Origin of the sequence: Corynebacterium sp. S5S1, assembly GCF_001913985.1 — a bacterium.
Lineage (GTDB): Bacteria > Actinomycetota > Actinomycetes > Mycobacteriales > Mycobacteriaceae > Corynebacterium > Corynebacterium marquesiae.
Window position 1 is genome coordinate 14438 of sequence record NZ_MKXT01000010.1, and the last position, 23082, is coordinate 37519.

A 23082-nucleotide genomic window follows, 5' to 3' on the forward strand; every position below is an offset into this window, starting at 1 on the left:
AATGAACGTTGCGGTGCTAGAGGTGCTAACGTCTTGGGTAGTGAATTGTTTAGCCACTGAGGTCGAAGATTCGGTGGCGTGAGAGTCTTGCGGAGGAGCAGAAGATGGAATTGCCGGCGATGACGGTTGAATTCTGTGGGCGTGCCGACGGTTGGGTGCAGCAAAGGAGTCCTCAGGCGCGCAGCTTGTGGGCGAAACCGGGAGATGGGGTTGATTTCCTTAATGTGCCGCAGCACTTGGTGGATTCGGCATGCGCTGCATCATTGATCTTTAACTCTTGGGTATCGCAGCCGGTCAAAGACTTCCTGAGCAGAGAATTGCAGATATTAGAATCCGAATTGGAAGGGCTGTACCTGTGGCTGGCGGGGTGTCATGACCTGGGGAAAGTTTTAAAAACCTTCCAGCGGCAAATTCTGACCCGGGAAGGGTTGGAACACCTTGTTAACGCTGTTGATGATGCCGGGCTGGCTACGGAGCTCAGCGTTGATGAAGCCAACTTTAGCAAGCTTCCTCACAGTATAGTCTCCGGAGAAATTTTGGCCCTATGGCTAGAGGAGCAGGGGGCTCGACGACCAAAAGCTAATGCGGTAGCTGGCGTAGTGAACGCGCACCACGGCATTGCGACTGGGCCGAACCCCGCAGTGCGCAATCTGATAGAAGATTACCCGGCTGAATGGAAAGCCGTCCACCGTGAGTTGGTGGAGGCGATGGAGGAATTGTGCGGGGTGGAAAGAGGCATTGGCAAGCTAGTGGCGTCAATGCCGAAGATGCTCGCTTCCGTCGCGCAGGTGCTGGCCGGACTGGTGGTGATGGCGGATTGGATTGCTTCCAATGAAAAAGCCTTTACCCTCAGAGCGGAGGGCAGTCAGTTAGAGCGAACTGCTACCGCAGCCGAATTTATAGACCTCACCTTACCGTGGGCCCCGAAGGGTACTAGTGGGGAGGATATTGATGAGTATTTTCGGCAATCGTTTAATTGGCCCGCGGAGTTTAAGGCACGCCGGGTTCAGCGGGCGATGGTCGAGGCGGTCCAAGGCTTAGATGAGTCGGCCCTTGTGGTGCTGGAAGCGGAGACCGGTGTGGGCAAGACGGAGGCGGCGCTAGCTGCCGCGGAGATTTTAGCGGCACGCAACGGTACGCAAGGAGTGTTCTTTGCGGCACCGACGATGGCTACCGCTAATGGGCTGCTAGAGCGAACAATTGAGTGGGCTGGAAATGTGGCAGGGAACTCGGTGCGGTCCATGTACCTTGCGCACTCTAAAAATGCCTTGTCTAAGCCGTTTACGGAGCTGAAATTTAACGGTATTAATGACCAAGAAGAATCCGGTGGTGGGGTAGTGGCCTCGCAATGGATGTCCGGGCGCCGTTTGGGTATTCTCTCGAATTTCGTCGTGGGAACTGTGGACCAGGTGCTGATGATGGCATTGCAGCAAAGGTATTCCATGCTGCGCCACGTGGGACTAGCAGGCAAAGTCGTCATATTTGATGAGGTGCATACTTTCGACACGTATTCTTCTGATTATCTTCGCAGCACCATTGCCTGGTTGGGGCATTATGGGGTCAGCGTCATCCTGATGTCCGCAACCCTACCGCCGCACAAGCGCAAGGAGCTAGTGGAGGCTTATTCATGGGGAGATATGCCGGAAGGTGAGCAGGGCTATCCGCTCATTACCGTAGCTACGGCAGACGAGATTCATGCTACTTCCGTGGAACCATCGCCTACCAACCTGGTGGGAGATATTCAGCTATTTAATGAGGAAGAGCGTCCGCTTTCGACATTGCTCGACGAACTACTTGATGAGGGCGGCTGTGCCCTTGTTATTTGCAATACTATCGGCCGTGCTCAAGCTACATATTCTCACCTGGCGGAAATGTATGGCGAGTGTGTGGAGCTGCACCACGCGGGTTTTGTTGCCTGGGAAAGAGCGGAAAAGGAAGACTCGCTAAGACAAAAGCTTGGCCCTGATGCTCACCGTGGAGCTGGTCGTCCTTGGCGCAAAATTGTGGTAGCCACCCAGGTGGCCGAGCAGAGTCTCGATATTGACGCCGATGTTCTCATCACGGATATCGCGCCAATAGACTTGCTCATCCAACGCATCGGTAGGTTGCACCGTCATGCGCGCCCCGAAACTGATAGACCTCGCCGTCTCCGGGAGCCGAAGATTTTTGTTCGCGGTGTGCTGCAGAAAGACCCAGTTCCGGAGTTTGATTCTGGTGCGGAAGCAATCTATGGTCGAGCGATCTTGATGTCCACCTTGGCTGTGTTGCCCGAGAAATTTCGGCGACCAGAGGATACTGCCAAGCTCGTGGCTGAGGCGTATAACCCAGATTTTAAACCCCCAGCACCGTGGCTGGAAGCGTGGACCGAAGCAGAAGATGAGAGGCGACATGGGGAAGCTACGGCTCACTTGAAGTCCACAGATTACCGATTGCCTGATCCTCGGCATGGTCTGCAATTTAAAGCGCTCTTTGAGCGATTGGTCGATGATTCTGAGCGCAGTGCTGGGGAAGGGGGAGCGGCACAAGTACGTGATATTGAGCCGAGCGTGGAGGTCATCCCCATTATCGCTACCGATTATGGATATCGGCCTTGGAGTTGGAACAGTGAAGTTCTTGATGGCGGCGAAATTTCATACAAACTGGCCCTTCATTTGGCATCGAGCACAGTGCGCTTGCCTGGGCGGATGACCCGTTATGGAACAGACTTCGACGTGGTAGTAAGCCAGCTTGAGGAATCTACACCAGGTGAATGGGCAGACAACTATCTGTTGCGAGGGCAACTAGCTCTGGTTCTGAATGAAAGCAACGAAGCTACGGTTGGGCGCTTTGAAATTCGCTATTCCTCAGAGCTTGGAATCGAAATAATGAGCGACGGTAGAGGTTAGCATGTCCAAGGCCAAAGCTACTCTGAGAGCACCTCCGCCCCAGGAGTATTCACTACGCACCACTATTCCATCTCTACAGAAAGGAGGCGAAAGATAATGACTGAAAAACCAACGTTTAACTTGCTCGATGAGCCGTGGATTTTGTGCATTGACAGTGCAGACACTTCGGTCGCATTAAGTATCCGGGACATATTTTCTGGCCGCGGCGACGCTCAAAAAGTCTTAGGCGATTCACCCACCCAGGACTATGCGGTAATCCGGGTACTGCTAGCGATCTTCTGGCGGGCCCATGCTCTGGATATTGCTCGTGCCTATTCGCACAATTCTCGGCGGGTCCATTTTGATTGGGGAGAATGGTTCGCTGATCAGCGAGAAACCCTGCTCAGTGAGCAACGCGATGAGGTTGTTCTGGATTATCTCGACGCCTTTGCTGATCGCTTTGATCTTCTCTCTGAAACTCAACCCTTTATGCAGGTAGCTACCCTGCATTCGAAGAAGGGGGACACTCGCCCCATCTCCTATATCGTTCCCGAGGCCGCGGAAGATTTCTTCACCATGCGGACCGGGGACGGCCGCCAAAGCTTGTCTTTAGCTGAGGCTGCTCGGTGGCTTATCCACCTGCAAGCCTATGACTATTCCGGTATTAAGACCGGCGCGGAGGGCGATCCACGCGTCAAAGGTGGTAAGGGCTATCCCATCGGTACCGGATGGACCGGCCGAACGGGCGGAACACTCGTTCTTGGGACGGGTGGATTATTAGAGACGTTGCTGCTTAACACTTCCCAGTATGTTGTCACCACCAAGCAGGATTCAAACCCCATCGAAGGCGATAGGCCGGTGTGGGAGCGTGAACCCGATACGGCAGCGCAGCGCCCTGGATCCGACGATAAGCTCGGTGCAATTCCCCGCGGTGCTGCTGACTTGGCAACCTGGCAAGCACGGCGAGTGCGTCTCGTGGTCGAGGACGGCAAGGCTACTCGAGTAGTAGTTTCCAACGGGGACCGCATTCCGGATGCAGGAAAGAACGTGCTGGCCGATCCAATGACGCCGTATCGTTATAGTCCGAATCAGTCAAAGAAGGGCGTGACAGCGTACTACGCTCGCCCCTACGACTCGACGCAAACCATGTGGCGTGGTCTTGATTCCCTAATTGCGCTTGAGGATGACCCCGGCTTTGATCAAAAGAAGGATAAGGCTCCGCTACGCCCCGAAAACCTGAGTAACCTCGCGGCTCTAGATGCCGATGGATACTTGGAAAAGCATGTCTTCGATGTCACTCTAGTCTCCATGGAGTACGGGCCACAAGAGTCTTCAGTGGCCAGCACGTTTAGCTCCACTATCGGTCTGCCTGTTGTGGTGCTTCGTGACGATGAAGCAGGCCGCAAGGTGAGAAATGCTGTACGCACCTCCGCTAAGCAGACCTATGAGGCAGCGATCAGCATGGGCTGGTTCGCTGGCCAATTGCGGGTAGCCGCGGGCGATGACTATGAGTTTGGAGTAGCAGCCAAAGATCGCTTCTATGCTCAGCTAGAACCGCAGTTTATCGAGTGGATGTCTACCGTTGCGGTGGATACTACCGATGAATCTCAAAAAGTATGGCAAAAGCGTGCCAGGGGCGTAGCTTTGGCGCACGCTCGAGAATCGCTCCGTGGAGCTGGTCAAAAGGCGGTCATTGGTAGGGAAATTGATACCGGAGAAGAAGGAAAGGGCCGAATCATTTCTGCGGGCTCTTTGTATCGGCAACTTCTTCGCCGCCTCGATAAAGACTTGCCTCTTACCGCACCACCGGCTGATAGCCGGAATAACGATTCATCTCTGAAGGAGGGCAAGGCCCATGCATGAGAATCAAGACACCTCTAATACAGGCTCGCAACGTAGCGGCGGCCCTAGGCTTCGTGACTCGGTGACTCGGACTGCAGATACGCTACAACGAGATCTTCTTCATTCGCCGAACCACGCTAAACAGGCGCACGCCCGAGCTGTGCTAGCGACATTGCGTAAGTACTCAGCAGTAAAACTGGAGCACCACCCCCTTGCCCTGGAGGAAGTTCTGCTTCTACTGGAACCACCCTTGCGCGCGTGGGAGTTGGAAGAGGGAGGAGATCCATCCGCCGCAGAATTAGCAGCATTTCATGCCCTCACGATGTTTGGCGTGCATATGCAAAGCGCAACCACTGATGCCCACATCGCTGGGCAAAGTTTTGCTAAAGCGTGCGGGCGTTTGTATACCCAAAGCCAATCCCAGTCCACCAAGCCCCGTTTCGACGCGATGATGGTGGCACAAGATGAGGCCTCCCGGATAATTCACATTCGTTCTCTGGTCATGCTGCTACGACGCGCCAAGCTGGGGTTTGACTATGGACAATTTGCCAATGACCTTCGCGTCTTGGGCGACCAGACAGTAACCCAGAAAGAACAGGCTCGCCGCCAAGGCGTCCTCCTGCGGTGGGGTCGCGATTTCGCCACTGGCGTTTACGTCTCCTCCCACAACGAGTCAGAATCCTAATCCCTCCCTCTTTGAAAGGAACTTAAAAACCATGTCTCTTATCATTGACATCCACGCTCTGCACACCCTTCCGCCATCGCTAATCAACCGTGACGATACCGGTGCACCAAAGTCTGCCGTCTATGGCGGGGTACCACGCCAGCGTGTCTCTTCCCAGTCGTGGAAGCGCGCAATCCGTAAGTACTTCGAGACCCATGTTGATGCGGAATCCGTGGGAGATCGTTCGAAGCGCATCCCGGAAAAAATTGCCCTTAAGGTAGAAGACCACGAGGGGTGGGATGCTGAGCGCGCTCAGGCTGCAGTGGCCGGCCTTTTCAAGTCCGCCGGCATAACGACGGAAGTAGATTCCAAGAAGCTTAAGGCTCTCAAGGAGTCGGAAGAGACTACGCTGGAAGAGCTAAAGGCAGCACAGTACCCACAGACTAAGTACCTGCTTTTCTTGAGCCCCCACCAGATCGACCGCGCGGCAGCAGCCATCGTCGAGGCAGACGGCGAGAAAATCAGTAAGAAGGATGCGCAAAAAATCCTCGATACCGAGCACTCGGTGGATATGGCGCTCTTTGGCCGTATGGTCGCGGATGATGCTGCTTTCAATATTGATGCCTCCGTGCAGGTAGCACACGCCCTTGGCATTCATGCCAGTGCACCCGAGTTTGATTACTTCACCGCAGTAGACGATTTGGCGGAAGAAGGGCAGGAGACAGGTGCCGGAATGATCGGCACCGTGCAGATGATGTCTTCGACGCTCTACCGCTATGCCACAGTAAACTTGAGTGGTTTGAGCAAGAACCTGGATTCTGAGGAAAATGCAAAGCAAGCTGCTGTTGATTTTGTGGATGCGTTCATCAAGTCCATGCCTACCGGCAAGATCAATACTTTTGCCAACCAGACCCTGCCAGAGCTGGTTTATATCGCAGTACGCGATACCCGTCCAGTAAGCCTTGTCACCGCCTTTGAAGAGCCGGTAGAGGCGACGGGTGGAAAGAGCCTTCGCGTAGCCGGTGCAGAAACCTTGGCTAAGGAAGAGGCGGAGTTTGAGGAAAACTATGGTCTCAAGCCACAGGCCTCGTTCGTTGTAGGTGTTACTGAAGCTCGTAAGGCCTTTGCGGATCTTGCGGAAGAAGTAACGCTTCCTGAGCTCGCGGATCGATTGGCTGCCGCCCTGGAGAAGTAGGAAGGAAGCCGACAATGACATATTCGTTGTTATTGCTCCTTAAAGGTCCGATGCAGTCGTGGGGAACCGAGTCTCGCTACGCCACGCGAGCTACATCTACTGTTCCTTCTAAGTCGGGTGTACTGGGGATGCTTGCTGCAGCTGAAGGCAGGCGTCGCACCGATGGAGTAGAAGATCTAGCAGGACTGAGATTCGCAGTGCGCGTGGATCAATCTGGTAGTCTGCTTCGCGATTATCAGACTGCCCAAGATTGGCAGAATAACCCGAAGAGCCCAGCTAAGCTGATTACCCGATTCTTTTTAACCGACGCTGCCTTTGTTGCTGCTATCGAAAGCGAAGACCAAGATCTCTTAGAAAGCTTTGCTGAGAGTCTGAAACGGCCGGTCTATCCCATTTTCCTTGGCCGCCGGCCGTGCCCAGCTCCGCCGAATATCGTGCTCGGTGTGGTTAATGGGTCTGCGGTGGAAGCACTGCAGAACCACTCGACGTGGCATGCAACGAAGGACTATATGCGCACGTGTGGGCAGGAAGTAGAGTTGCCCATTTACCGCGACTCACTTGCCGGCGAAGCCGGTATAGCCTGCCAGGATGTGCCAGTTTCTTTCGCCCCTGAGCATCGTAAGTATTCGTGGCGCACCGTTGTTCAAAAGGAATTCGCTTCGGTGAAAAATCCGATTGAACCGGAAAACCGGCGCCCTGATCCCTTCCTGGAAGCGGTGATGAACGTATGAGCACGCTGACGAAGATTTTGATTAACCCGCGTCGTCGCCAAGGACGGAAGCTTTTGACTAACCCGCAGGCTATGCATGCGGCTGTGGCGGCTTCTTTCCCGCCCGACGTAGACCAGTCTTCTGGTCGCATATTGTGGCGCCTTGACGAAAGTGCTCACCACCATGCGCTCTATGTCGTTGGGCCTGAAAAGCCGACTGGTAGCGTGATAGCTGAGCAGGCAGGGTGGGATACAAGGCCTGCGCAATCAGTCGAGTATGACCGCCTCTTGAGTTCTCTGACTCAAGGGCAGAGGTGGCATTTTGAGCTCTTGGCCAATCCCACATACTCGCAGTCTAATGGTGGAAAGCGAGGCAAAGTTAAGGCGCACGTTTCAGTAGATCACCAATTGGGCTGGCTGTACCAGCGTTCTGAACAGGCCGGATTCAAGCTCGCCCCGCGCGCTCAAGATGAGGCTAGTGATGCCGAACGTGACCGCTGGTTCGTACATGAGCAGACCACCATCGTGGAGCGAAAATCCTTGGATTTCCGTAAAGGCGATAGCCGCCGTCGCGTGCACATCGCTACTGCACGCTACCGCGGAACCTTGGAGGTCAGTAATCCAGACGCACTGCGCGGGACTTTAGTCAATGGCATTGGTAGGGCTCGTGGTTATGGCTGTGGTCTATTGACCTTGGCCCGGCCGGCAGGTGCATAATGTCCACACCAAGTGAAGTCCCCATTACGCGCCAAGCTTTAGCGCGGATATCGGACCGGATAAGCTTCCTTTACGCTGAGCGGTGCGTGGTCAATAGGGATGGGAATTCCCTTACCATCACCGATCAACGTGGGGTAGCTTATGCGCCTGCTACCCAGGTGGCTGCTTTATTGCTCGGTCCTGGCACGAAGATCACCTACGCTGCTATGGCCCTGCTTGGCGACGCCGGTGTGACCACCCTTTGGGTAGGTGAGCGCGGGGTTCGCTATTACGCCCATGGTCGCCCGCCGGCCAAGTCTTCCCGTATGACTGAAATCCATGCGCAGGTTATCAGTAACCAACGCAAGCGGTTGGACTGTGCTCGCCGCATGTATGCACTGCGGTTTCCGGGCGAAGATGTCTCTCGGTTGACGATGTCGCAGTTGCGCGGCCGCGAAGGGGCGCGTATGAAGCGGATTTACGCCGCCGAAGCGGAGCGCACAGGTGTGTATTGGAATCGTCGATCTTATGACCCCAATGATTTCGATTCCTCGGACCCCATCAACCAGGCACTTACGGCAGGAAGCGCTGCTTTGTATGGCGTCGCACATGCCGTAATCGCAGCACGGGGTTTCGTTCCGGCGTTGGGCGTTGTTCATACTGGCACCGATCGCTCCTTTGTCTATGATGTTGCCGACCTGTACAAAGCGGAGATTTCTATTCCAGCAGCATTCGATGCCGTGGCAGCACAGCAGGGAAGTCCTTCCATTGAGGTGCGCCGCCGGATTCGCGATCAGGTGGTATCTCGTCGCTTGATGCCCCGGATGGTGCGCGACCTTAAGGCCCTTTTCGACGTCCCTGATGAACTTCTAGTTAGCGATGCCGAACTCATGTTGTGGAGTGAGCTTGAAGTTATTGCCTCCGGGGTGAATTGGGCAGAAGAGGAGTCGTTGTCATGATGGTGCTGGTCGTTACAGCCTGCCCAGCAGGCCTGCGAGGTGATCTCAGCAAGTGGCTCATTGAGCTGACCCCTGGAACATTTGTGGGACGCCCTACCGCGCGAGTACGGGAATTGCTCTGGGAGAGAACCGTGGATCTTTGTAAAGACGGTCGTGCCTTATTGGTGTATCCCGCCGCTAATGAGCAAGGCATGGAGTTTCGAACTCATCGGCATCACTGGGAACCCACCGATTTCGATGGCGTCACGTTAATGATGCGCCCACATAAACCTAAACAAATGAAGCGTCGGACAGGTTGGTCGAAAGCGCGCCGAGCCCGCAAAATGTACAACCGGCAGAAAGGAGGAAGTTAGCGTATTCGATTAGATGGGCTTTCGACCTCCCACCCGAAGCCGTATGTAAAATGACCTTTAGGCTCGTATCATTCCTGCTCAGTAAGTGTGCTCCCCGCGTAAGCGGGGATGAGCCGTCGCCAGGCGGACAAAGTGGCGGCAGAAACTTGTGCTCCCCGCGTAAGCGGGGATGAGCCCAGTGTGCCTAGCGCGCCGTAGCCGTCATCCCCGTGCTCCCCGCGTAAGCGGGGATGAGCCCTCATCGCAGGGAGCTAGGCATGGAGATCATTTGTGCTCCCCGCGTAAGCGGGGATGAGCCCACCACGTACCCACCACGTGCGGTTGGCTACGTGTGCTCCCCGCGTAAGCGGGGATGAGCCCTCCTATCTGCTGGCCTGCGCGTACACGGTCACGTGCTCCCCGCGTAAGCGGGGATGAGCCGGATTCCCACTCGGGGCCTCGGGTTTCTATCTCGTGCTCCCCGCGTAAGCGGGGATGAGCCCGCGGTCACTGTGGGCAGTGAGGTGATTATTGGCGTGCTCCCCGCGTAAGCGGGGATGAGCCGTCCTCAACCTTGCGGGCTAAATCGTCCCGCTGGTGCTCCCCGCGTAAGCGGGGATGAGCCCCGGAAGCCCCCCGGCTAACCCAACTTCAAAAGTGCTCCCCGCGTAAGCGGGGATGAGCCCCGGCCCGCAGACATGAACCTCGCCGCCGCAGCGTGCTCCCCGCGTAAGCGGGGATGAGCCCCTCACTAGCCGAACGCACAATCCGATAAGACCGTGCTCCCCGCGTAAGCGGGGATGAGCCCGGCTACATCGAACTGCCAGAAAACCACCCCTGGTGCTCCCCGCGTAAGCGGGGATGAGCCTCGGCCACGCTCACACCTCACTAAATTCAGTTAGTGCTCCCCGCGTAAGCGGGGACGAGCCCATACCTGTGGGTGCTTGAAGATTCCCTAAAACGTGCTCCCCGCGTAAGCGGGGATGAGCCGCATCGCGCCTAGCGCTTCGATTGCGTCCGAAGGTGCTCCCCGCGTAAGCGGGGATGAGCCCCGGAGCTAGTACCGCAGGAGACGCCAAGACGCGTGCTCCCCGCGTAAGCGGGGATGAACCCGAGAAGCGTGCGGCGCGGCGAGATGAGTTGGTGTGCTCCCCGCGTAAGCGGGGATGAGCCGCCTCCCCACGGGCACCAGGCCACCAGACCCTCGTGCTCCCCGCGTAAGCGGGGATGAGCGCGAGACACATCACATGACGGTATCCCCCGGTGGGGGTCCCACGTCAGTGAGAAGCAGGTCCGGTTCATGCGTGGCATTGCAATGCAGCTGGCTTCGCTTTGCACTTAGATAGAGCCGGAGCTTTGCTGACACTTTGGTGGACGGCTATTCGAGCTCGAAAGTTTGGCGGCCGATTTCGTCTTGGCTGAAGGACTTAGTCGCGACAAGGTCCACAGGTGTAGTTAAATCATCGAGCTCGTAGGCTATTGTGCCGGCGACAGTGCCTCCCTTTTTAATCTGTTCAAGCTGAGTATCGGAAGTTTCAGGATCAATATAGGAACCGAGGTCGAGCTCGTTTACCTTATTCGGATCATTGTCTTGGATGGCGGTGAAGTACACGACGAAGTCAGTGGTGGTTAGGGTCTCATCCGTTTTATTCGTTACGTCATAGTTAAAGACGAGAAGTGGCTTTTCACCTATTTCGTTGCCGGGCTCACCAGGTTTAACAACACGGTGATCGGTAATTTCGAACTTGGCGGCTGGAACATCCAGAACTCCGTCTTTAAAGGTTTGGCTAAAATCTGTGCTCTTTAGCTCTTTTACGGTTGTCGGATCATCCTTCACCTTCTTCATGTGTGTGGTGAATTCTTTATCTTCAATCGCGACCTTGAAAGTTAAGGAGTCGTCATCGATAGAGAAGTCTTTCTTATCGGACGAAGCGGCCATCCACTTAGAGGCGGTGGCAACGGTATCGCGGTTTGAGGAAACGGTTTCACCGGATGCAGCGGCTTGAGCGTCAAAGGTACCGATCCAGTAGATCATGCGATTTTCGCCGTTGTCCATGACCCATTCGATGGTGATGACGTCATCGGTGATGCTGGCCTCCATCCAGCCATCTTCAGAAGCGCTGTCCTCTTGTTTCCACGTTCCAATTGCGGACTTCGCATCGGCCTGTGCACCGGCCGTGGAATTATTGGAGTCGTTTGCCTTTGGGTTGTCACTTCCGCTATTTGAGCAGGAAGTAAGCGTGAGTGCAGAGACGAGGATGAGAGAAGAGAGTAGTTTGCGCATAATTAACTTCTACCCTCAGGGGGTAGGAAGCGTACAAATACTCAAAAGGGTAGGGGGGCAAATTGGTCTTTGGCCGCTCTTTGACTAATCTTTTGAGGGCAGAGAATCGCCCTGGCGGGCGGTGCAATCTGTGTGGGGCTATAGCTCAGTCGGTTAGAGCTACGGACTCATAATCCGTTGGTCGCGGGTTCGAGCCCCGCTGGCCCCACTGTTAATGGGAGGCGTCGGCAAGTAGTGCCGGCGCCTTTAATCTTTGGTGTGCACGCGGTCTGCAAAACCCGGCTGGACGGTGATTTCGAGCCGAGCACCAATCGCGGAATCGTCTGCAAGGCAGGAGAGATTCTTGTGGTTAGTGGAGATGATGCAATGCAGATCGTGCTTGTCGCCAGAAACTGGGGCCTTGGCGGTAATATCGCTTTACCGCGCTGGGGTAACGGAGGGATCGGTGGCCTCTAACTGGTAGGTCGCCTTCATTGCACGCTTATAAATTTCCATGGCAAAGGCGCAGTTGGTGTCATCCTGGGCGGTGATAAGCGCGTAGTCGCGAACGCCGCAGTCGCCGCCAATTTGTTGGGCAAGGTCGGGGTCGGGGTCGCCTTCTGGGGCGTCGGCAAGCGAGGCTTGCTCATCCTCGCTGCTGTGCGCAGCAGGGTCGGCAAAGCTAGGCTCGTCTGCCTCGGGCTGGGAGGAACAAGCGCTAAGCACAGCAATGGAGAGCAAGGGGAGATACTTTTTCATAATGCGTAGAGATAGGGAGACAAAAACATTTAGTATAGCCGCGCTGCGCATTTGGGTGTGCTGATTGCGCAAGCGCGGGCGGTGAAGTCTAATAACCATATGGTTGAAGTAGATCCGCTCATTGAATCTCTCTACCGCTGGTCCGATATCAGTGGTGTGCTGCTGATGGGAATTATCGGTGGCACTATGGCGCGCAAGCGCGGCTACGATATCATCGGCTTCTTTTTCATTGCGATGTTTTCTTCCCTGGGCGGCGGTATGGTGCGCGATGTACTCATTAACCGCGGCACCGTTGCGGCAATGAGCCAGCCGGAATACCTCTACTTGGCTTTTACCGGTGCGCTGATCGCTCGCTTTGTTTATTTCAAAGGCAAGACCTGGGATTATCTGCAGGCGCATGGCGACGCCGTCGTTTCCGGCCTGTGGGCCGCCACCGGCGCGGTGAAGGCCATTACCTACGGCCTGCCGCTTATTCCATGCATCATGATGGGCGTGTTTACTGCCACGGGCGGATCGATGATTCGTGACATCGTGATGGGGCGCGAGCCGAGCGTATTTGGTGATAACCAGCCGACGGTTATCCCGGCTGTTGCTTGTGCTGTCATCGTCTTGGTGGGCCACCACTTCGACATGATGGCGGTGGGCATGATCATCGGGCCGTTAGTTTCTATCTTCTTGGCGCTGCTGGGCATTTGGGCTGGTTGGCGGGTGCCGGCCTACCAAGATTGGGCTCCTATTAATGACACCGCCGCACAGGTTAAAGTGTTGGCCAAGAAAGCCGAAAATAAAAGCCGTGCGGTTGGCCGCCGCCTAGAACCTCACCGCCTACGTTCTTGGCGCCACCGCCAGATGGAGGCCGCGCTGCAGCGCCGCATTGAAAAGGAAGTGCGCTCCGGCAAGCGCCGCAAGGAGGCTGCTGCGGAGGCTAGCGAGTTTATGGAGTCCTTCGAATCCGATGTGGATCAGCTCAGCGCAGTGGTAGCAGAAGGCGATGACACGGACTTCGGCGTGGACCTCACCGGTGATTCCTACAACGAGGAGGAACAGGCCTCCCACGAGGAATCTCAACGCCTCCTTGATGCCATTTTGGAAGATGACAAGCTTACTGATGAACTCATTGATCGCCTCATGAAGCGCTATGACTCCCGCGACTAGGAGATAGGCTTAGCGCCCAACCGCACCGCAAAGCTGCGGGTCCGTGATATAGCCTTGCTCGCAGCCATATTGGGTCTGGATTTCTCCGGAGCTCTTATTCCGGTTGCCATTGGCATCGTTGCCGTAGCCGCACAGGTAGGCCGGACACTCTGCACTCAGCCCATTGGGCGCTTGTACTGGCGGTTGAGCGTTTGATTCCTTGCATAACGCGGCAAACTCCACCCAGGTGCCGTCCGCGCATTGGTACTGCGCGGTGTTTTCCTGCTGCTGGTTTTCGGTAGCCTGTTGCACGGCTTCCTGATTTTCGGTTTGCGGTTCGGCCTGCTGCGCGGCCTCGGTGGTTGCTACTTCCGTGGTCGCTTCTGGGTGTGTTTCCTCGGTGCTGGATTCTGTAGAGCTCGTCTCGGAGGCCGTTTCCGTAACGGTTTCTTTGACCGTGGAAATGGTGGTGGCGGTTTCGTCGCTGCCGCCGCAACCGGTGGCAAAAAGAGCTAGGGCGAAGAAGGGAATAAGGAATGATTTCTTCATGCCCCGCACAGTAGACAAACAAGGCAGACGATGCTGGAGTATGTGCAGGGCATAGGGGAGTAGTGACTGTGCTAGGGGGAGTGTTTGCTCGGTTGCTGGCAGCAAACTGGCACCCAGTTTTCAGGCGCGCGCCCTATTTTAGAGACATGAATCTGAAGTATTACTTCTACGAGCTGTGGAGCCTCTTCGTCGACCACGGCTTACCGCTTATCGCGCTGCTGCTGATCGGTATTTTGATACCGCGCATCGGTAGGCTGGCGATCCGCATTATGGAGCGCCGCCTCGATGAAGAGGAAGAAGCCACCAAGGCCCGTCTAGCGCTGACCGGTGCGCTGGTCTACATCGTGCAGGCCATCGCGTACTTCCTTATCATTTGGGCCGCGCTGACCAATATCGGTGTACCCGCGGTAGGCGCGGCGGTGCCGGCGACGATAGTTTCGGCCGCCGTCGGCTTTGGTGCCCAGTCCATCATCGCGGATTTTCTCTCTGGCTTTTTCATCCTTTCGGAAAAACAATTTGGTGTGGGCGATTACGTCAGCTTTGATGGCGTGACCGATGTGGAAGGCACCGTGGTGATGCTGACCTTGCGCACCACCAAGGTGCGCACTCCCACTGGCGAGCTCGTCACCGTGCCCAATAGCTCGGCCGGCGCGGTGACCAACTATTCCCAGGAATGGTCGCGCGCCGTGGTCAACTTTGACGTGCCGGTGCAAGAGGGCGAGACCCTGCCAGAAATTACCCGCCGCGTGCGCACCATTTCCGAGCAGGCGATTCGAGAGCCGTCCATCGCCGTGGATGTCAATGGCGAGCTGGAGGTGCTGCCAGCCACCCAGTTGGTTGCCCCGCAGGCTGCCGGCCAATCCTGGCACGTGACCTACCGCGTGCTGGTCACCGTTAACCCGGCCCGCCAGTGGGCGGTGGAGCGTGCCATCCGCTCCGCGTTGTTGTCGGAATTCTGGGACCACTACAACGTGGCCGATCTCGATGAACTGCAGCGCCCGCTGACGTCATCGCAGGGAATTACCGCGGCTCAGGAATCCGTCAAGGATGCTTCCACCGCAGGGGAGGGCTCCCACCCAGAGACGAGGGTGGAGCGCAGTGCCGACACCGAGGGCGCTGAGGTGGATGGCCCGGATAGCGATGGCCCTGGAAAACCCGCACTGCTTGATGCGGATGACCAAGAATCAGAGCCCTCCCAGGGCATCTGGCGTGGCGTGGAGACCAATAGCAAGTTTCAAAAGATCGCCACCTTTGGTGGCCGAGTCCGCGCATCTACCACGGGCCTTATCCTCGCGCTTCTTGTTGTCGGTGCTTTGACCCTGGCCTCGAGCAACCCGGACGATGCCGACGCTGGCTGGCTCTCGCCCGAGCATTGGCGCAATAGCGGCAAGGAAACCTCCTCCTCGCAGCCTGCCGAAGCCCCCTCAACCGAACCCATCCCTGAAACCACCGAATCCGGCACACAGAGCGAGCCGAGTGAGGAGGGCGCGGCTCCTTCTGAGGCCACCAACCCACAGGGCACTAATGACGCTGGCACGACTGATACGCCTGCCGGTGACAGGCAGGGACCGGGCGCTACTGGTAATGGCTCCCCGGCCCAGAGCGCAGCCACCGGTGCAGACAACGCGGGGACAGATTCCGGGAACGGGACCGGCGCCGGCACTGCGCCCGCTGCGGGAGGCGATGCTGGCGACGGCGCCCAAGTTTCGGGAACCGCCGGTAGTACGGGCACAGAGATTCTGGTTGAGCCGCGTTAGTAGGCCGTGCCCTCTATCTCGACCACTGCTTCCTATTGTGGTTGGCAAAGCCGGCATAAACGCTCATGTCATCGCCATTGACGTGCAGGAATGATTTTGTGTGGCAAAGATGAAATAGTGCGCTTCGGCCGCGTGTTGCACTGAGCATGACTTCACTTTTCGAACCACTGGAACTCGGCCGATACACGTTAGACAATCGCGTGACCATGGCGGCGCTGACCCGCCAGCGTGCAGGCGAAAGCGGTGTCCCTACCGAGCTGCACCAGAAGTACTACTCGCAGCGTGCCACGGCCGGGTTGGTGGTCACGGAGGGAACCTTCCCGGCATGGACCAACCGTGCGTTCCCAGGGCAGGCAGGCATTGCCACCGAGGAGCAGGCAGAAGGCTGGCGCGCCGTCGCAGACCGCGTGCACGAGGAAGGCGGCACCCTGTTCATGCAGATCATGCACGGTGGCCGCACTAGCCACCCGGACCTGATTGACGGTGCGGCCCCGGAGGCGCCGAGCGCCTTCGACTGGGGCGGAACCGTGCGTGGCTTCGCTGGAAAGATGGATGCGCCGGTGCCGCGCGAGCTGAAGAAGGAAGAGCTGCCGCGCATCGTGGAGGAATTCCGCCAGGGCGCACGCCGGGCTATTGACGCCGGCGTCGACGGCGTGGAAATCCACAACGCGAATGGCTACCTGCTGCATGAGTTTATGGCGGCTTCGTCCAATAAACGTGAGGATGAATTCGGCGGCAGCCCGGAAAATCGCTGGCGCCTGCCGGAAATGGTCATCCGCGCCGTGGCGGAGGAAATCGGCGCCGACCGCGTGGGCGTGCGATTCTCCCCGGCGCACAATGTGCAGGGTGTTATTGAAGATGACCAGGACGATATGCTGGCCACCTACGGTGGTCTGCTCGATGCCCTGGCACCGCTGAACCTGGCTTATGTGTCCCTGCTACACAGCGAGCCGGAAAGCGAGCTTATCGCCACACTGGCGCAAAAGGCCCGCGCAAATGGCGTGACCAAGGTGCTGATGAATGATGGCTTCCCCACGGTGACTTCTAAAGAAGATGCCCAGCGCGAAATCGAGCTGGATTACGTGGACGCCGCAGTGGTGGGTCGCCAGCTCATCGCCAACCCGGACCTAGTGCGCCGCTGGCGCGAGGGCCTCGAGCTCAACGAGCCGGACCAGGATACGTTCTACCTGGGCGGCGAGCGCGGCTACATCGACTATGAGTATGCCGCGGACTAGGGAAGAATCCGCGGCACCAAAGGGGGCCCGAAAGGCGGGCGAGTGATAGGTAGTGAAATTCCCCAGAGAGAGGGTATTTCACTATGACTATCGAAGGTGTACTACTCGTTCGTTAACACCGAGTACCTGTCATGTGACAGAACTTACAACTACGTGGTGTAGCCCTCACCCGGGCGCCAGGTCATGGTCACGGCCTCGCGCACCGGGGACTTGGCGGTGAGCAGGTTATCCACGCGCAACCAGTGCATTTCCGCCGAATCCGGGCGCACGGTGACATAGCTGTAGCCGTGGTGGTCCAGATCCACGTGGCGGGTGTGCGGGTTGGCACCTAGCAGGTAGCGCTCGGCCAGCTTGGAAAGCTCATTGCCTTCCGGAAGTTTCAGCTGCTCGTTCACGTTCGGCGCAGACACGGAGGAGCAGACCATCTCGGCGCCGAAAACGCGGCCATCCTTGCTGATATTGTGCGCCCACTCGGAGTGGATATCGCCGGTGACAAAGAGGGCGTGGGAGTCGTGCTTAGAGAGGGCGTCGATAAGCAAGCGGCGCTCCGCCGAGTAGCCATCCCACTGGTCGCCATTGACCGGAATGCCGGTGATATTGGAAGACAGCGAGGAAGAAACCGGCTTTGTCTTGTCATCTTGTTGCAGGGTAGCCAGGTTCATGGGGGAGAACATGACGGAATTGCCCAGCATATTCCACTTGGCAGAAGAGGTCTCAATCTTATTGAGCAGCCAGTTGTACTGCTCGGAGCCGAGCATCGTGCGGCCTTCGGCGGCCATCTTGCGCGGGCCAAAGCGCACCTGCTCATCGCGGTAGGTACGCAGGTCCATCATGGTCAGCTCCACCAGGTCGCCGAAGGTCAGGCTGCGGTAGAGGTGGCCCTGCTCCGACGGGTTGGTCGCGCGCACCGGCATCCATTCGAAGTAGGCCTGCATGGCGGCCTTGCGGCGGTCTAGGAAGGCGCCCTCCTTGCCTTCGGTGTGGTTCTCGGCGCCCTCGCGCCAGTTATCGTTGGCCACCTCATGGTCATCCCACACCACAACCCACGGCAGCGCACCGTGTGCGGCCTGCAGGTTCTCATCGGTGCGGTAGCGGCCGAAGCGGATGCGGTAATCCTCCAGCGAGATAATCTCGTGCGCAGGGTGGTGCAGGCGCACCGGGCCATAGCCGGCGTATTCGCGCTGCGGATACTCGTAGATATAGTCGCCCAAGAAGATCATATAATCCAGCTGGTCAGCGCGGCCGCGCTGGGCAATATCGCCATAGGTGTTGAAGAAGCCGGACTCCCAATTGGCGCAGCTAGCCACGCCAAAGGTCAGCTCCTCCGGGGAGGCGCTCAGCGCCGGGGCGGTCTTGGTGCGACCAATGGGCGAGTACTTATCCTGCGCCTTAAAGCGGAAGAAATACACGGTCTCCGGCTCCAAGCCGTGCGGGTCCACATGCACGGTGTGGTCCTTACTGGCGTCGGTGGTCACTTCGCCCCGCTTGACGACGTCCCCAAAGCCCTCATCCTTGGCAATTTCCCACTCCACCCGGGTGGCCTCGCCCAGCCCGGAGCCCGGCATGGCATCGGCCTCCGGGGTCACGCGGGTCCACAGGATGACCGAATCCGGAATCGGGTCACCCGAGGCAACTCCGTGGAGGAAGGGTCGCTCGCCCAGCTTGGGCTCCACCATGTGCTGCTCCACGCGCGGGGAGAGGCTGCTTTGGGCATTGGCGGTATTCGCGGCGGCAGTGGACAAAGCGATAGCGGCACCGGCGGTGCCGGTGGTCTGCAGGAAGCGGCGGCGATTGACTGCGCTGCCCGTGTTCTTAGAATCATTAGACATGGTTGAAAGTTTTCTCATGTCTAATGGGTGTGCAACCGTTTCCTGCCCGATTCCATAAAATGTTCTTGTTGTTTTAACCGGTGGTTTACTTGGCCGGCCGCCTGTGGGCCTGACGCGTCTGGCGGCTGGGCGGTTTCAAGGGGCTTTCGCCGGCTTCTGTGGCTTAGGTCCAGTCTGATCGGGCTGATTTGAGGTCTTTAGGGCTGAATTGAGGGGTTCATTCGCTCAGATCGGCCCGATCACCTTGGACCTAAGGTGTGCGGGACCCAGTAGACCTAAGGTATGTGGGATTCGTGCACCCAAGGCGTACGCAGGCCCAGTAGGCCAAAGGAGTGACCGGCTCGAGAAGGCGCGCCCAAAGCGGTCCAGTCCTTCCGAATGCGGCTCAGTAGGCTAGAGGGTATGAGTGAATTTAGCCAAATTAGCCAGTGGCCCGCGGATACGGTGGCCGGAGCCTTACTACACCAAGGTGAGGTGACAGAAACGGTGGGGGATACTGCTCGCGAGTTTCCGGTGGCATCAGTGACCAAGCTGGTTGCGGCCTACGGTGTGATGCTGGCCGCGGAAGAAGGCGCGGTGGAATTGAAGCAGCCGGCTGGTCCGGAGGGCTCCACTCTCGAGCACCTGCTTGCCCACGCCTCTGGCATTTGCTTTGACTCCCGAGAGCCGCAGAAGCCAGTGGGCGAGCGCCGCATCTATTCCTCGGCCGGTTATGAGTGGGCCGCGGATACCGTGGCCGAAGCTACGGGCATGGACTTTGCCGAGTACCTGCGTGAAGGCATATTGACCCCGCTGGGCATGAAGTCCACCCGGCTCGAAGGCTCGGCCGGGCACGGTTTGGTTTCCACAGTGGAGGACCTCGCGGCCTTTGTCGCGGAAGTTCAGGACCCACAACTCCTGCACCCCTCCACCGTGGCCGACATGCGCCGCGTTCACTTCAATGGATTGCGCGGCATTGTTCCGGGCTACGGCAGCTTCAAAGACTGCACCTGGGGCCTGGGCTTTGAAATCCGCGGCGATAAGGAACACTGGATGGGCTCCTTGCCTGCCGACGCCGTCGGTCACTTCGGCATGTCCGGCACCTACCTCTGGGTCGCCGGCGACTATGCCATGGTTGCGCTCACAAACCGCGACTTTGGCGAGTGGTGCAAGCCCCTCTGGCACGATACAAACACCGCCATCTGGAACTCTTTGTAATCTGCCAGCTGTGGCGGAGCGAGCGCCTTCCACTGGGGGAAGTGGCGCGGTGGAAGGCTCCCCCGTGGGGGCGGGGAGGAGTCGGGGAATTTCGTGCGAAAGGGGGCCATCCTGCGCGGGAAACTGGCATGAGCGCATGGGCGGCTGTTGCGTGAGAGCCTAGTTGCGCTTTCCGGTGCGTGAGCAGGGCTTCTGTCACCTGCCGTCAAGGAGGGTCTGAAATTTCTCAACGAACTCCGAATTTCACATTTGTAACATTGGTTTCACCTGCAACTTTAGCCCCAGTCTGTACCTAGGGTTGAGGTTTAGCGAATGGGGGTTGAAGTGAAAGTTGAGGGTTGTAGGGAGGGGTGTGACGAAGGAAAATTGTGAGCAGACGCATCAGACAGTTCGTTGGGGAAGACGAAGCTCGTCTTGCATCGCGCCGGGCCGGCAGGCCTCGTGCGGTGGTGATCTATGTCGAGGGAGAATCGGCTATGAATACGTGCGTTAACCCCGCGCCGGTTGAACAGCCGGCCTCCACCTCCACGTGGCCCTCCGTCAACGGTGGCGCCACCGTGGTCACCGGTGTGCTCAAGATTTCCGGGATGCCGCGCAAGCTGCGCTCGGAGATTGAACACGCCATGGATCGGTGCATCCGTACCGAGTCGGAATTTATCATTCCGGGCGATGACCCACTGACCGCTCAGTGGTGCACTCGTTGGTTCCGGGATGGGCTTTCCGTAGCGGCGCTTGCCCAAGGCGGCAGCGCCTGCGCCAACGCGGGCAGCGGTATCGGCTGCCACCAGGTGCTTACTGGCACCCGCGAGGAGCTGGACGCGCTTGATTGCGTCGTGCGCTACCTCGCGCAGCGCCACGGCTTTAGTGCTGCCGTGCGCCTGCCGTAGAAGGCACGAAAGGGGTTGGACCAGCTGTTGCTGGCCAACCCCTTTTTTCTGCCGCCGGGTGGTGCGCTCGGCTATGGACTATTCCGCCTCTGCGAAAGGATCCAGGATCTTGTCTGGCAGCTCTGCCACGGACTTCAGCACGGCTGACGGGCGGTACGGGTAGCGAGAAATCTCGTGGTCATCGGAAATGCCGGAGCGCACCAGCACCGTGCGCATACCGGCTTCAAGGCCCGCCTTCACGTCTGTATCCATGCGGTCACCAATCATAACCGTGTGCTCCGAGTGGGCGCCGATAGTATTCAGCGCAGAACGCATCATGACCGGATTTGGCTTGCCCACGTAATAAGGCTCGCGGTTGGTGGCGGCGGTAATGAGCGCAGCTACGGCGCCGGTAGCCGGAAGCACGCCCGTGGGGGCGGGGCCGGTGACATCCGGGTTGGTGGCAATAAAACGCGCACCATCGCGGATGAGGTTAATGGCGGTGGTAATCGCCTCAAAGGAGTAAGTGCGGGTCTCGCCAAGTACAACGAAGTCCGGGTCATCGTTGGTGAGGATCCAGCCCGCCTCGTGCATGGCGGTGGTCAGGCCGGATTCGCCCACTACGTAGGCCTTGCTGGAGCTTACCTGGCTGGAAAGGAAGTTCGCGGTAGCGGTAGCGGAGGTCCAGATGCGCTCTGCAGGGATATCCAGGCCGGTATTGCGCAGGCGTGCAGATAGGTCCCGCGGGGTTGACATGGAGTTATTGGTCAACACCATGTACTCGATGTCATTGTCTTTGAGTGCCTGGATAAATTTATCGGCGCCAGGGATCATCTCACCTTCTTTGATGAGCACGCCGTCCATGTCTGATAGATAAGAAATCATTGGTGATCCTCCACATACTCGGCGATATCGCCGATGGTTTCGCAGTTGAGCATCGTTTCCTCAGAAAAGCGCACCTGGAAGGTCTCTTCCGCGCGCACGGTGAGCTCCACCAGATCAAGCGACTCTACCCCGATATCCTTCAGGCGGGTCTCGCGGCCCAAGTCTTCCTCGGTCCCGGTGACCTTGTGGATGAGTGCGATGAGCTGGCCGAGAGTATCTCGCTCCGGCTCCTTGTCCGGCGCACTTGCATTGAATTTTGCCTGCAATTGGGCACTGAGGTCGTTTGCCATGCCCACCAGTCTAGTATTGATTGCGTTATGGCATTGAGAAAACGTTCTTCCGTTGTGGCGCGTAGTTGGCTCAAGCGCCTGCGCCCCTCGCACCGCGCCGAGCTAGAAAAGCTCTATGGCGGATTGCATGATCCCTCTACCGAGCCGGGGCTTACCCACATCAGCGCGTCCGGCACCGTGGACCACGATGGCCTAGACATTGCCTGGTATGAAGTTGGCCAGGAGGACGCCCCGGTGACGGTGGTCTTCATCCACGGCTATTGCCTGTCCTCAGAAGCCTATTATGACCAGGCCAATTACCTGCGTGGCCGCAATGCGCGCGCACTCTTGGTGGACCTGCGCGGGCATGGGCAGTCCTCCACGGTCGACCCGGAAGAGTGCACCGTTGACGCGGCTGCCGACGACGTCCTAGCCGTCATCCGCGAGCGCGCTCCCCGCGGCAACTTGGTCATCGTGGGCCATTCCCTGGGAGGCATGGTTGCCTTGAATCTTATCCGCCGTGCGCCGACCGAGGTTTATGGGCGTATCAAGGGCGCGTTGCTGATTTCTACCTCTATGCGCCGCTTTGCGGCCAAGGGCGTGGCCCAGATTTTGCAATCCAAGTCCCTGCACGCGCTCTACCGCCTGTGCCTGCGCCTGCCAGGTCGCGTCGATAACGCCCGCTTTGAAGTTGCTCGCTTTATCGCCCCGCTTTTTGCCGTGACCTTGGCCGGCTTTCCTCAAATGGAGAAGTTGCAGTTTCACGTTGCCATGCTTCTCGATACCCCCTTGGCCTCCTACTCCGGTTTCTTCGACGATCTTCTGCAACACGCTGAGTACGGCGCCGCCGAAAGGCTAGCGAAACTCCACGGCGAGGTAGTAGTGGGCACCGCCGATATTGTCACCCCGCGGTCGCAATCCGAAGTCCTGTGTGAGAATTGGCCCGCCGCGAGCCTGCAGACGGTAGAAGGCTCAGGGCACATGGTGATTCTCGAAGATCCTGAGGCTATCTCCACGGCCCTCGGCCGCGTCCTCGACGCGATTTAAGCTGGCCAGCCCCAGAGCACTTCCTAAGGCA

The 23082-nt window shown here is 57.9% G+C and carries 20 protein-coding genes, 1 tRNA gene and 1 CRISPR repeat array; of the genes, 15 read left to right on the forward strand and 6 right to left on the reverse strand.

Features of this window, described 5'->3' with window-relative positions; all coding sequences use genetic code 11:
- The first annotated feature begins 104 nt into the window (after window positions 1-104).
- The 8 genes from cas3 (at window position 105) to cas2e (ending at window position 9282) form a co-directional block, all read left to right on the forward strand.
- Complete coding sequence (cas3, locus tag BKN05_RS05415; protein ID WP_286688146.1) at window positions 105-2885, forward strand: CRISPR-associated helicase Cas3'; 2781 nt, start codon at window positions 105-107, stop codon at window positions 2883-2885.
- 96 nt (window positions 2886-2981) lie between these two features.
- The gene (casA, locus tag BKN05_RS05420; RefSeq protein ID WP_286688147.1) at window positions 2982-4727 is read left to right on the forward strand and encodes a type I-E CRISPR-associated protein Cse1/CasA; all 1746 of its coding nucleotides are present in this window, start codon (window positions 2982-2984) and stop codon (window positions 4725-4727) included.
- Entirely contained in the window at window positions 4720-5391 is a 672-nt protein-coding gene (gene casB / locus BKN05_RS05425) for a type I-E CRISPR-associated protein Cse2/CasB (protein ID WP_353743549.1), read from the forward strand. The genes casA and casB overlap by 8 nt, the downstream gene beginning before the upstream one ends.
- A gap of 31 nt (window positions 5392-5422) precedes the next feature.
- The gene (cas7e, locus tag BKN05_RS05430) at window positions 5423-6565 is read left to right on the forward strand and encodes a type I-E CRISPR-associated protein Cas7/Cse4/CasC (RefSeq protein WP_286688149.1); all 1143 of its coding nucleotides are present in this window, start codon (window positions 5423-5425) and stop codon (window positions 6563-6565) included.
- A 14-nt stretch (window positions 6566-6579) separates the two neighbouring features.
- Window positions 6580-7296, forward strand: a complete 717-nt coding sequence (gene cas5e / locus BKN05_RS05435; RefSeq protein ID WP_286688150.1) for a type I-E CRISPR-associated protein Cas5/CasD — start codon at window positions 6580-6582, stop codon at window positions 7294-7296.
- Window positions 7293-7991, forward strand: a complete 699-nt coding sequence (cas6e, locus tag BKN05_RS05440) for a type I-E CRISPR-associated protein Cas6/Cse3/CasE (RefSeq protein ID WP_286688151.1) — start codon at window positions 7293-7295, stop codon at window positions 7989-7991. The genes cas5e and cas6e overlap by 4 nt, the downstream gene beginning before the upstream one ends.
- Window positions 7991-8929: a type I-E CRISPR-associated endonuclease Cas1e gene (gene cas1e / locus BKN05_RS05445; RefSeq protein ID WP_286688152.1), complete on the forward strand. Its 939-nt coding sequence runs from the start codon at window positions 7991-7993 to the stop codon at window positions 8927-8929. The genes cas6e and cas1e overlap by 1 nt, the downstream gene beginning before the upstream one ends.
- Window positions 8926-9282 (forward strand): type I-E CRISPR-associated endoribonuclease Cas2e, encoded by a 357-nt coding sequence (cas2e, locus tag BKN05_RS05450; protein ID WP_286688153.1) that lies wholly within the window; start codon window positions 8926-8928, stop codon window positions 9280-9282. The genes cas1e and cas2e overlap by 4 nt, the downstream gene beginning before the upstream one ends.
- An 87-nt stretch (window positions 9283-9369) precedes the next feature.
- A CRISPR array of direct repeats spans window positions 9370-10495; the repeat unit is 28 nt; unit sequence GTGCTCCCCGCGTAAGCGGGGATGAGCC.
- A gap of 144 nt (window positions 10496-10639) precedes the next feature.
- On the opposite strand, the gene BKN05_RS05455 is transcribed toward cas2e, so the two are convergent.
- Complete coding sequence (locus BKN05_RS05455) at window positions 10640-11545, reverse strand: DUF5067 domain-containing protein (protein ID WP_286688154.1); 906 nt, start codon at window positions 11543-11545, stop codon at window positions 10640-10642.
- Between the two features lie 134 nt (window positions 11546-11679).
- Here BKN05_RS05455 and BKN05_RS05460 point away from each other — a divergent pair.
- Window positions 11680-11753: transfer RNA gene (locus BKN05_RS05460), tRNA-Ile, on the forward strand.
- Between the two features lie 209 nt (window positions 11754-11962).
- Here the strand turns inward: BKN05_RS05460 and BKN05_RS05465 are convergent.
- Entirely contained in the window at window positions 11963-12265 is a 303-nt protein-coding gene (locus tag BKN05_RS05465; RefSeq protein ID WP_286688155.1) for a hypothetical protein, read from the reverse strand.
- Window positions 12266-12382: 117 nt separating this feature from the next.
- On the opposite strand from BKN05_RS05465, the gene BKN05_RS05470 reads away from it, so the two are divergent.
- Window positions 12383-13438, forward strand: a complete 1056-nt coding sequence (locus BKN05_RS05470; RefSeq protein ID WP_049377760.1) for a trimeric intracellular cation channel family protein — start codon at window positions 12383-12385, stop codon at window positions 13436-13438.
- A 9-nt stretch (window positions 13439-13447) separates the two neighbouring features.
- Here BKN05_RS05470 and BKN05_RS05475 read toward each other — a convergent pair whose 3' ends face one another.
- Window positions 13448-13966, reverse strand: coding sequence for a hypothetical protein (locus BKN05_RS05475; RefSeq protein ID WP_286688156.1), 519 nt, complete (start codon window positions 13964-13966; stop codon window positions 13448-13450).
- 146 nt (window positions 13967-14112) lie between these two features.
- Here BKN05_RS05475 and BKN05_RS05480 point away from each other — a divergent pair, with 146 nt between their 5' ends.
- Both BKN05_RS05480 and BKN05_RS05485 read left to right on the forward strand, forming a co-directional pair.
- A complete protein-coding gene (locus tag BKN05_RS05480) occupies window positions 14113-15723 on the forward strand; it encodes a mechanosensitive ion channel family protein (RefSeq protein ID WP_286688157.1) in 1611 nt (536 codons plus the stop codon).
- Between the two features lie 146 nt (window positions 15724-15869).
- Entirely contained in the window at window positions 15870-16958 is a 1089-nt protein-coding gene (locus BKN05_RS05485; RefSeq protein ID WP_286688158.1) for an alkene reductase, read from the forward strand.
- A 149-nt stretch (window positions 16959-17107) separates the two neighbouring features.
- Here BKN05_RS05485 and BKN05_RS05490 read toward each other — a convergent pair whose 3' ends face one another.
- Entirely contained in the window at window positions 17108-18787 is a 1680-nt protein-coding gene (locus BKN05_RS05490; protein ID WP_286688159.1) for an alkaline phosphatase D family protein, read from the reverse strand.
- A 402-nt stretch (window positions 18788-19189) separates the two neighbouring features.
- On the opposite strand from BKN05_RS05490, the gene BKN05_RS05495 reads away from it, so the two are divergent.
- Window positions 19190-19984 carry a serine hydrolase domain-containing protein gene (locus tag BKN05_RS05495; protein ID WP_286688160.1) on the forward strand — a complete coding sequence of 265 codons (795 nt, stop codon included), beginning with the start codon at window positions 19190-19192 and terminating at the stop codon, window positions 19982-19984.
- A gap of 476 nt (window positions 19985-20460) precedes the next feature.
- Window positions 20461-20871: a hypothetical protein gene (locus BKN05_RS05500; protein WP_200435398.1), complete on the forward strand. Its 411-nt coding sequence runs from the start codon at window positions 20461-20463 to the stop codon at window positions 20869-20871.
- Window positions 20872-20949: 78 nt separating this feature from the next.
- Here the strand turns inward: BKN05_RS05500 and BKN05_RS05505 are convergent, their stop codons facing one another.
- Both BKN05_RS05505 and BKN05_RS05510 read right to left on the reverse strand, forming a co-directional pair.
- Complete coding sequence (locus BKN05_RS05505) at window positions 20950-21735, reverse strand: HAD-IIA family hydrolase (protein WP_200435399.1); 786 nt, start codon at window positions 21733-21735, stop codon at window positions 20950-20952.
- The gene (locus tag BKN05_RS05510) at window positions 21732-22025 is read right to left on the reverse strand and encodes an acyl carrier protein (protein WP_286688161.1); all 294 of its coding nucleotides are present in this window, start codon (window positions 22023-22025) and stop codon (window positions 21732-21734) included. Before BKN05_RS05510 ends, BKN05_RS05505 begins: the two co-directional genes overlap by 4 nt.
- A gap of 27 nt (window positions 22026-22052) precedes the next feature.
- Here BKN05_RS05510 and BKN05_RS05515 point away from each other — a divergent pair, with 27 nt between their 5' ends.
- Entirely contained in the window at window positions 22053-23051 is a 999-nt protein-coding gene (locus BKN05_RS05515) for an alpha/beta fold hydrolase (protein WP_286688162.1), read from the forward strand.
- Window positions 23052-23082: the final 31 nt, after the last annotated feature.

Coding starts and splice junctions, on each gene's coding strand:
- cas3 (WP_286688146.1), top strand. CDS start 105: ATGGAATTGCCGGCGATGACGGTTGAATTCTGTGGGCGTGCCGACGGT.
- casA (WP_286688147.1), top strand. CDS start 2,982: ATGACTGAAAAACCAACGTTTAACTTGCTCGATGAGCCGTGGATTTTG.
- casB (WP_353743549.1), top strand. CDS start 4,720: ATGCATGAGAATCAAGACACCTCTAATACAGGCTCGCAACGTAGCGGC.
- cas7e (WP_286688149.1), top strand. CDS start 5,423: ATGTCTCTTATCATTGACATCCACGCTCTGCACACCCTTCCGCCATCG.
- cas5e (WP_286688150.1), top strand. CDS start 6,580: ATGACATATTCGTTGTTATTGCTCCTTAAAGGTCCGATGCAGTCGTGG.
- cas6e (WP_286688151.1), top strand. CDS start 7,293: ATGAGCACGCTGACGAAGATTTTGATTAACCCGCGTCGTCGCCAAGGA.
- cas1e (WP_286688152.1), top strand. CDS start 7,991: ATGTCCACACCAAGTGAAGTCCCCATTACGCGCCAAGCTTTAGCGCGG.
- cas2e (WP_286688153.1), top strand. CDS start 8,926: ATGATGGTGCTGGTCGTTACAGCCTGCCCAGCAGGCCTGCGAGGTGAT.
- BKN05_RS05455 (WP_286688154.1), bottom strand. CDS start 11,545: ATGCGCAAACTACTCTCTTCTCTCATCCTCGTCTCTGCACTCACGCTT.
- BKN05_RS05470 (WP_049377760.1), top strand. CDS start 12,383: ATGGTTGAAGTAGATCCGCTCATTGAATCTCTCTACCGCTGGTCCGAT.
- BKN05_RS05475 (WP_286688156.1), bottom strand. CDS start 13,966: ATGAAGAAATCATTCCTTATTCCCTTCTTCGCCCTAGCTCTTTTTGCC.
- BKN05_RS05480 (WP_286688157.1), top strand. CDS start 14,113: ATGAATCTGAAGTATTACTTCTACGAGCTGTGGAGCCTCTTCGTCGAC.
- BKN05_RS05485 (WP_286688158.1), top strand. CDS start 15,870: ATGACTTCACTTTTCGAACCACTGGAACTCGGCCGATACACGTTAGAC.
- BKN05_RS05490 (WP_286688159.1), bottom strand. CDS start 18,787: ATGTCTAATGATTCTAAGAACACGGGCAGCGCAGTCAATCGCCGCCGC.
- BKN05_RS05495 (WP_286688160.1), top strand. CDS start 19,190: ATGAGTGAATTTAGCCAAATTAGCCAGTGGCCCGCGGATACGGTGGCC.
- BKN05_RS05500 (WP_200435398.1), top strand. CDS start 20,461: ATGAATACGTGCGTTAACCCCGCGCCGGTTGAACAGCCGGCCTCCACC.
- BKN05_RS05505 (WP_200435399.1), bottom strand. CDS start 21,735: ATGATTTCTTATCTATCAGACATGGACGGCGTGCTCATCAAAGAAGGT.
- BKN05_RS05510 (WP_286688161.1), bottom strand. CDS start 22,025: ATGGCAAACGACCTCAGTGCCCAATTGCAGGCAAAATTCAATGCAAGT.
- BKN05_RS05515 (WP_286688162.1), top strand. CDS start 22,053: ATGGCATTGAGAAAACGTTCTTCCGTTGTGGCGCGTAGTTGGCTCAAG.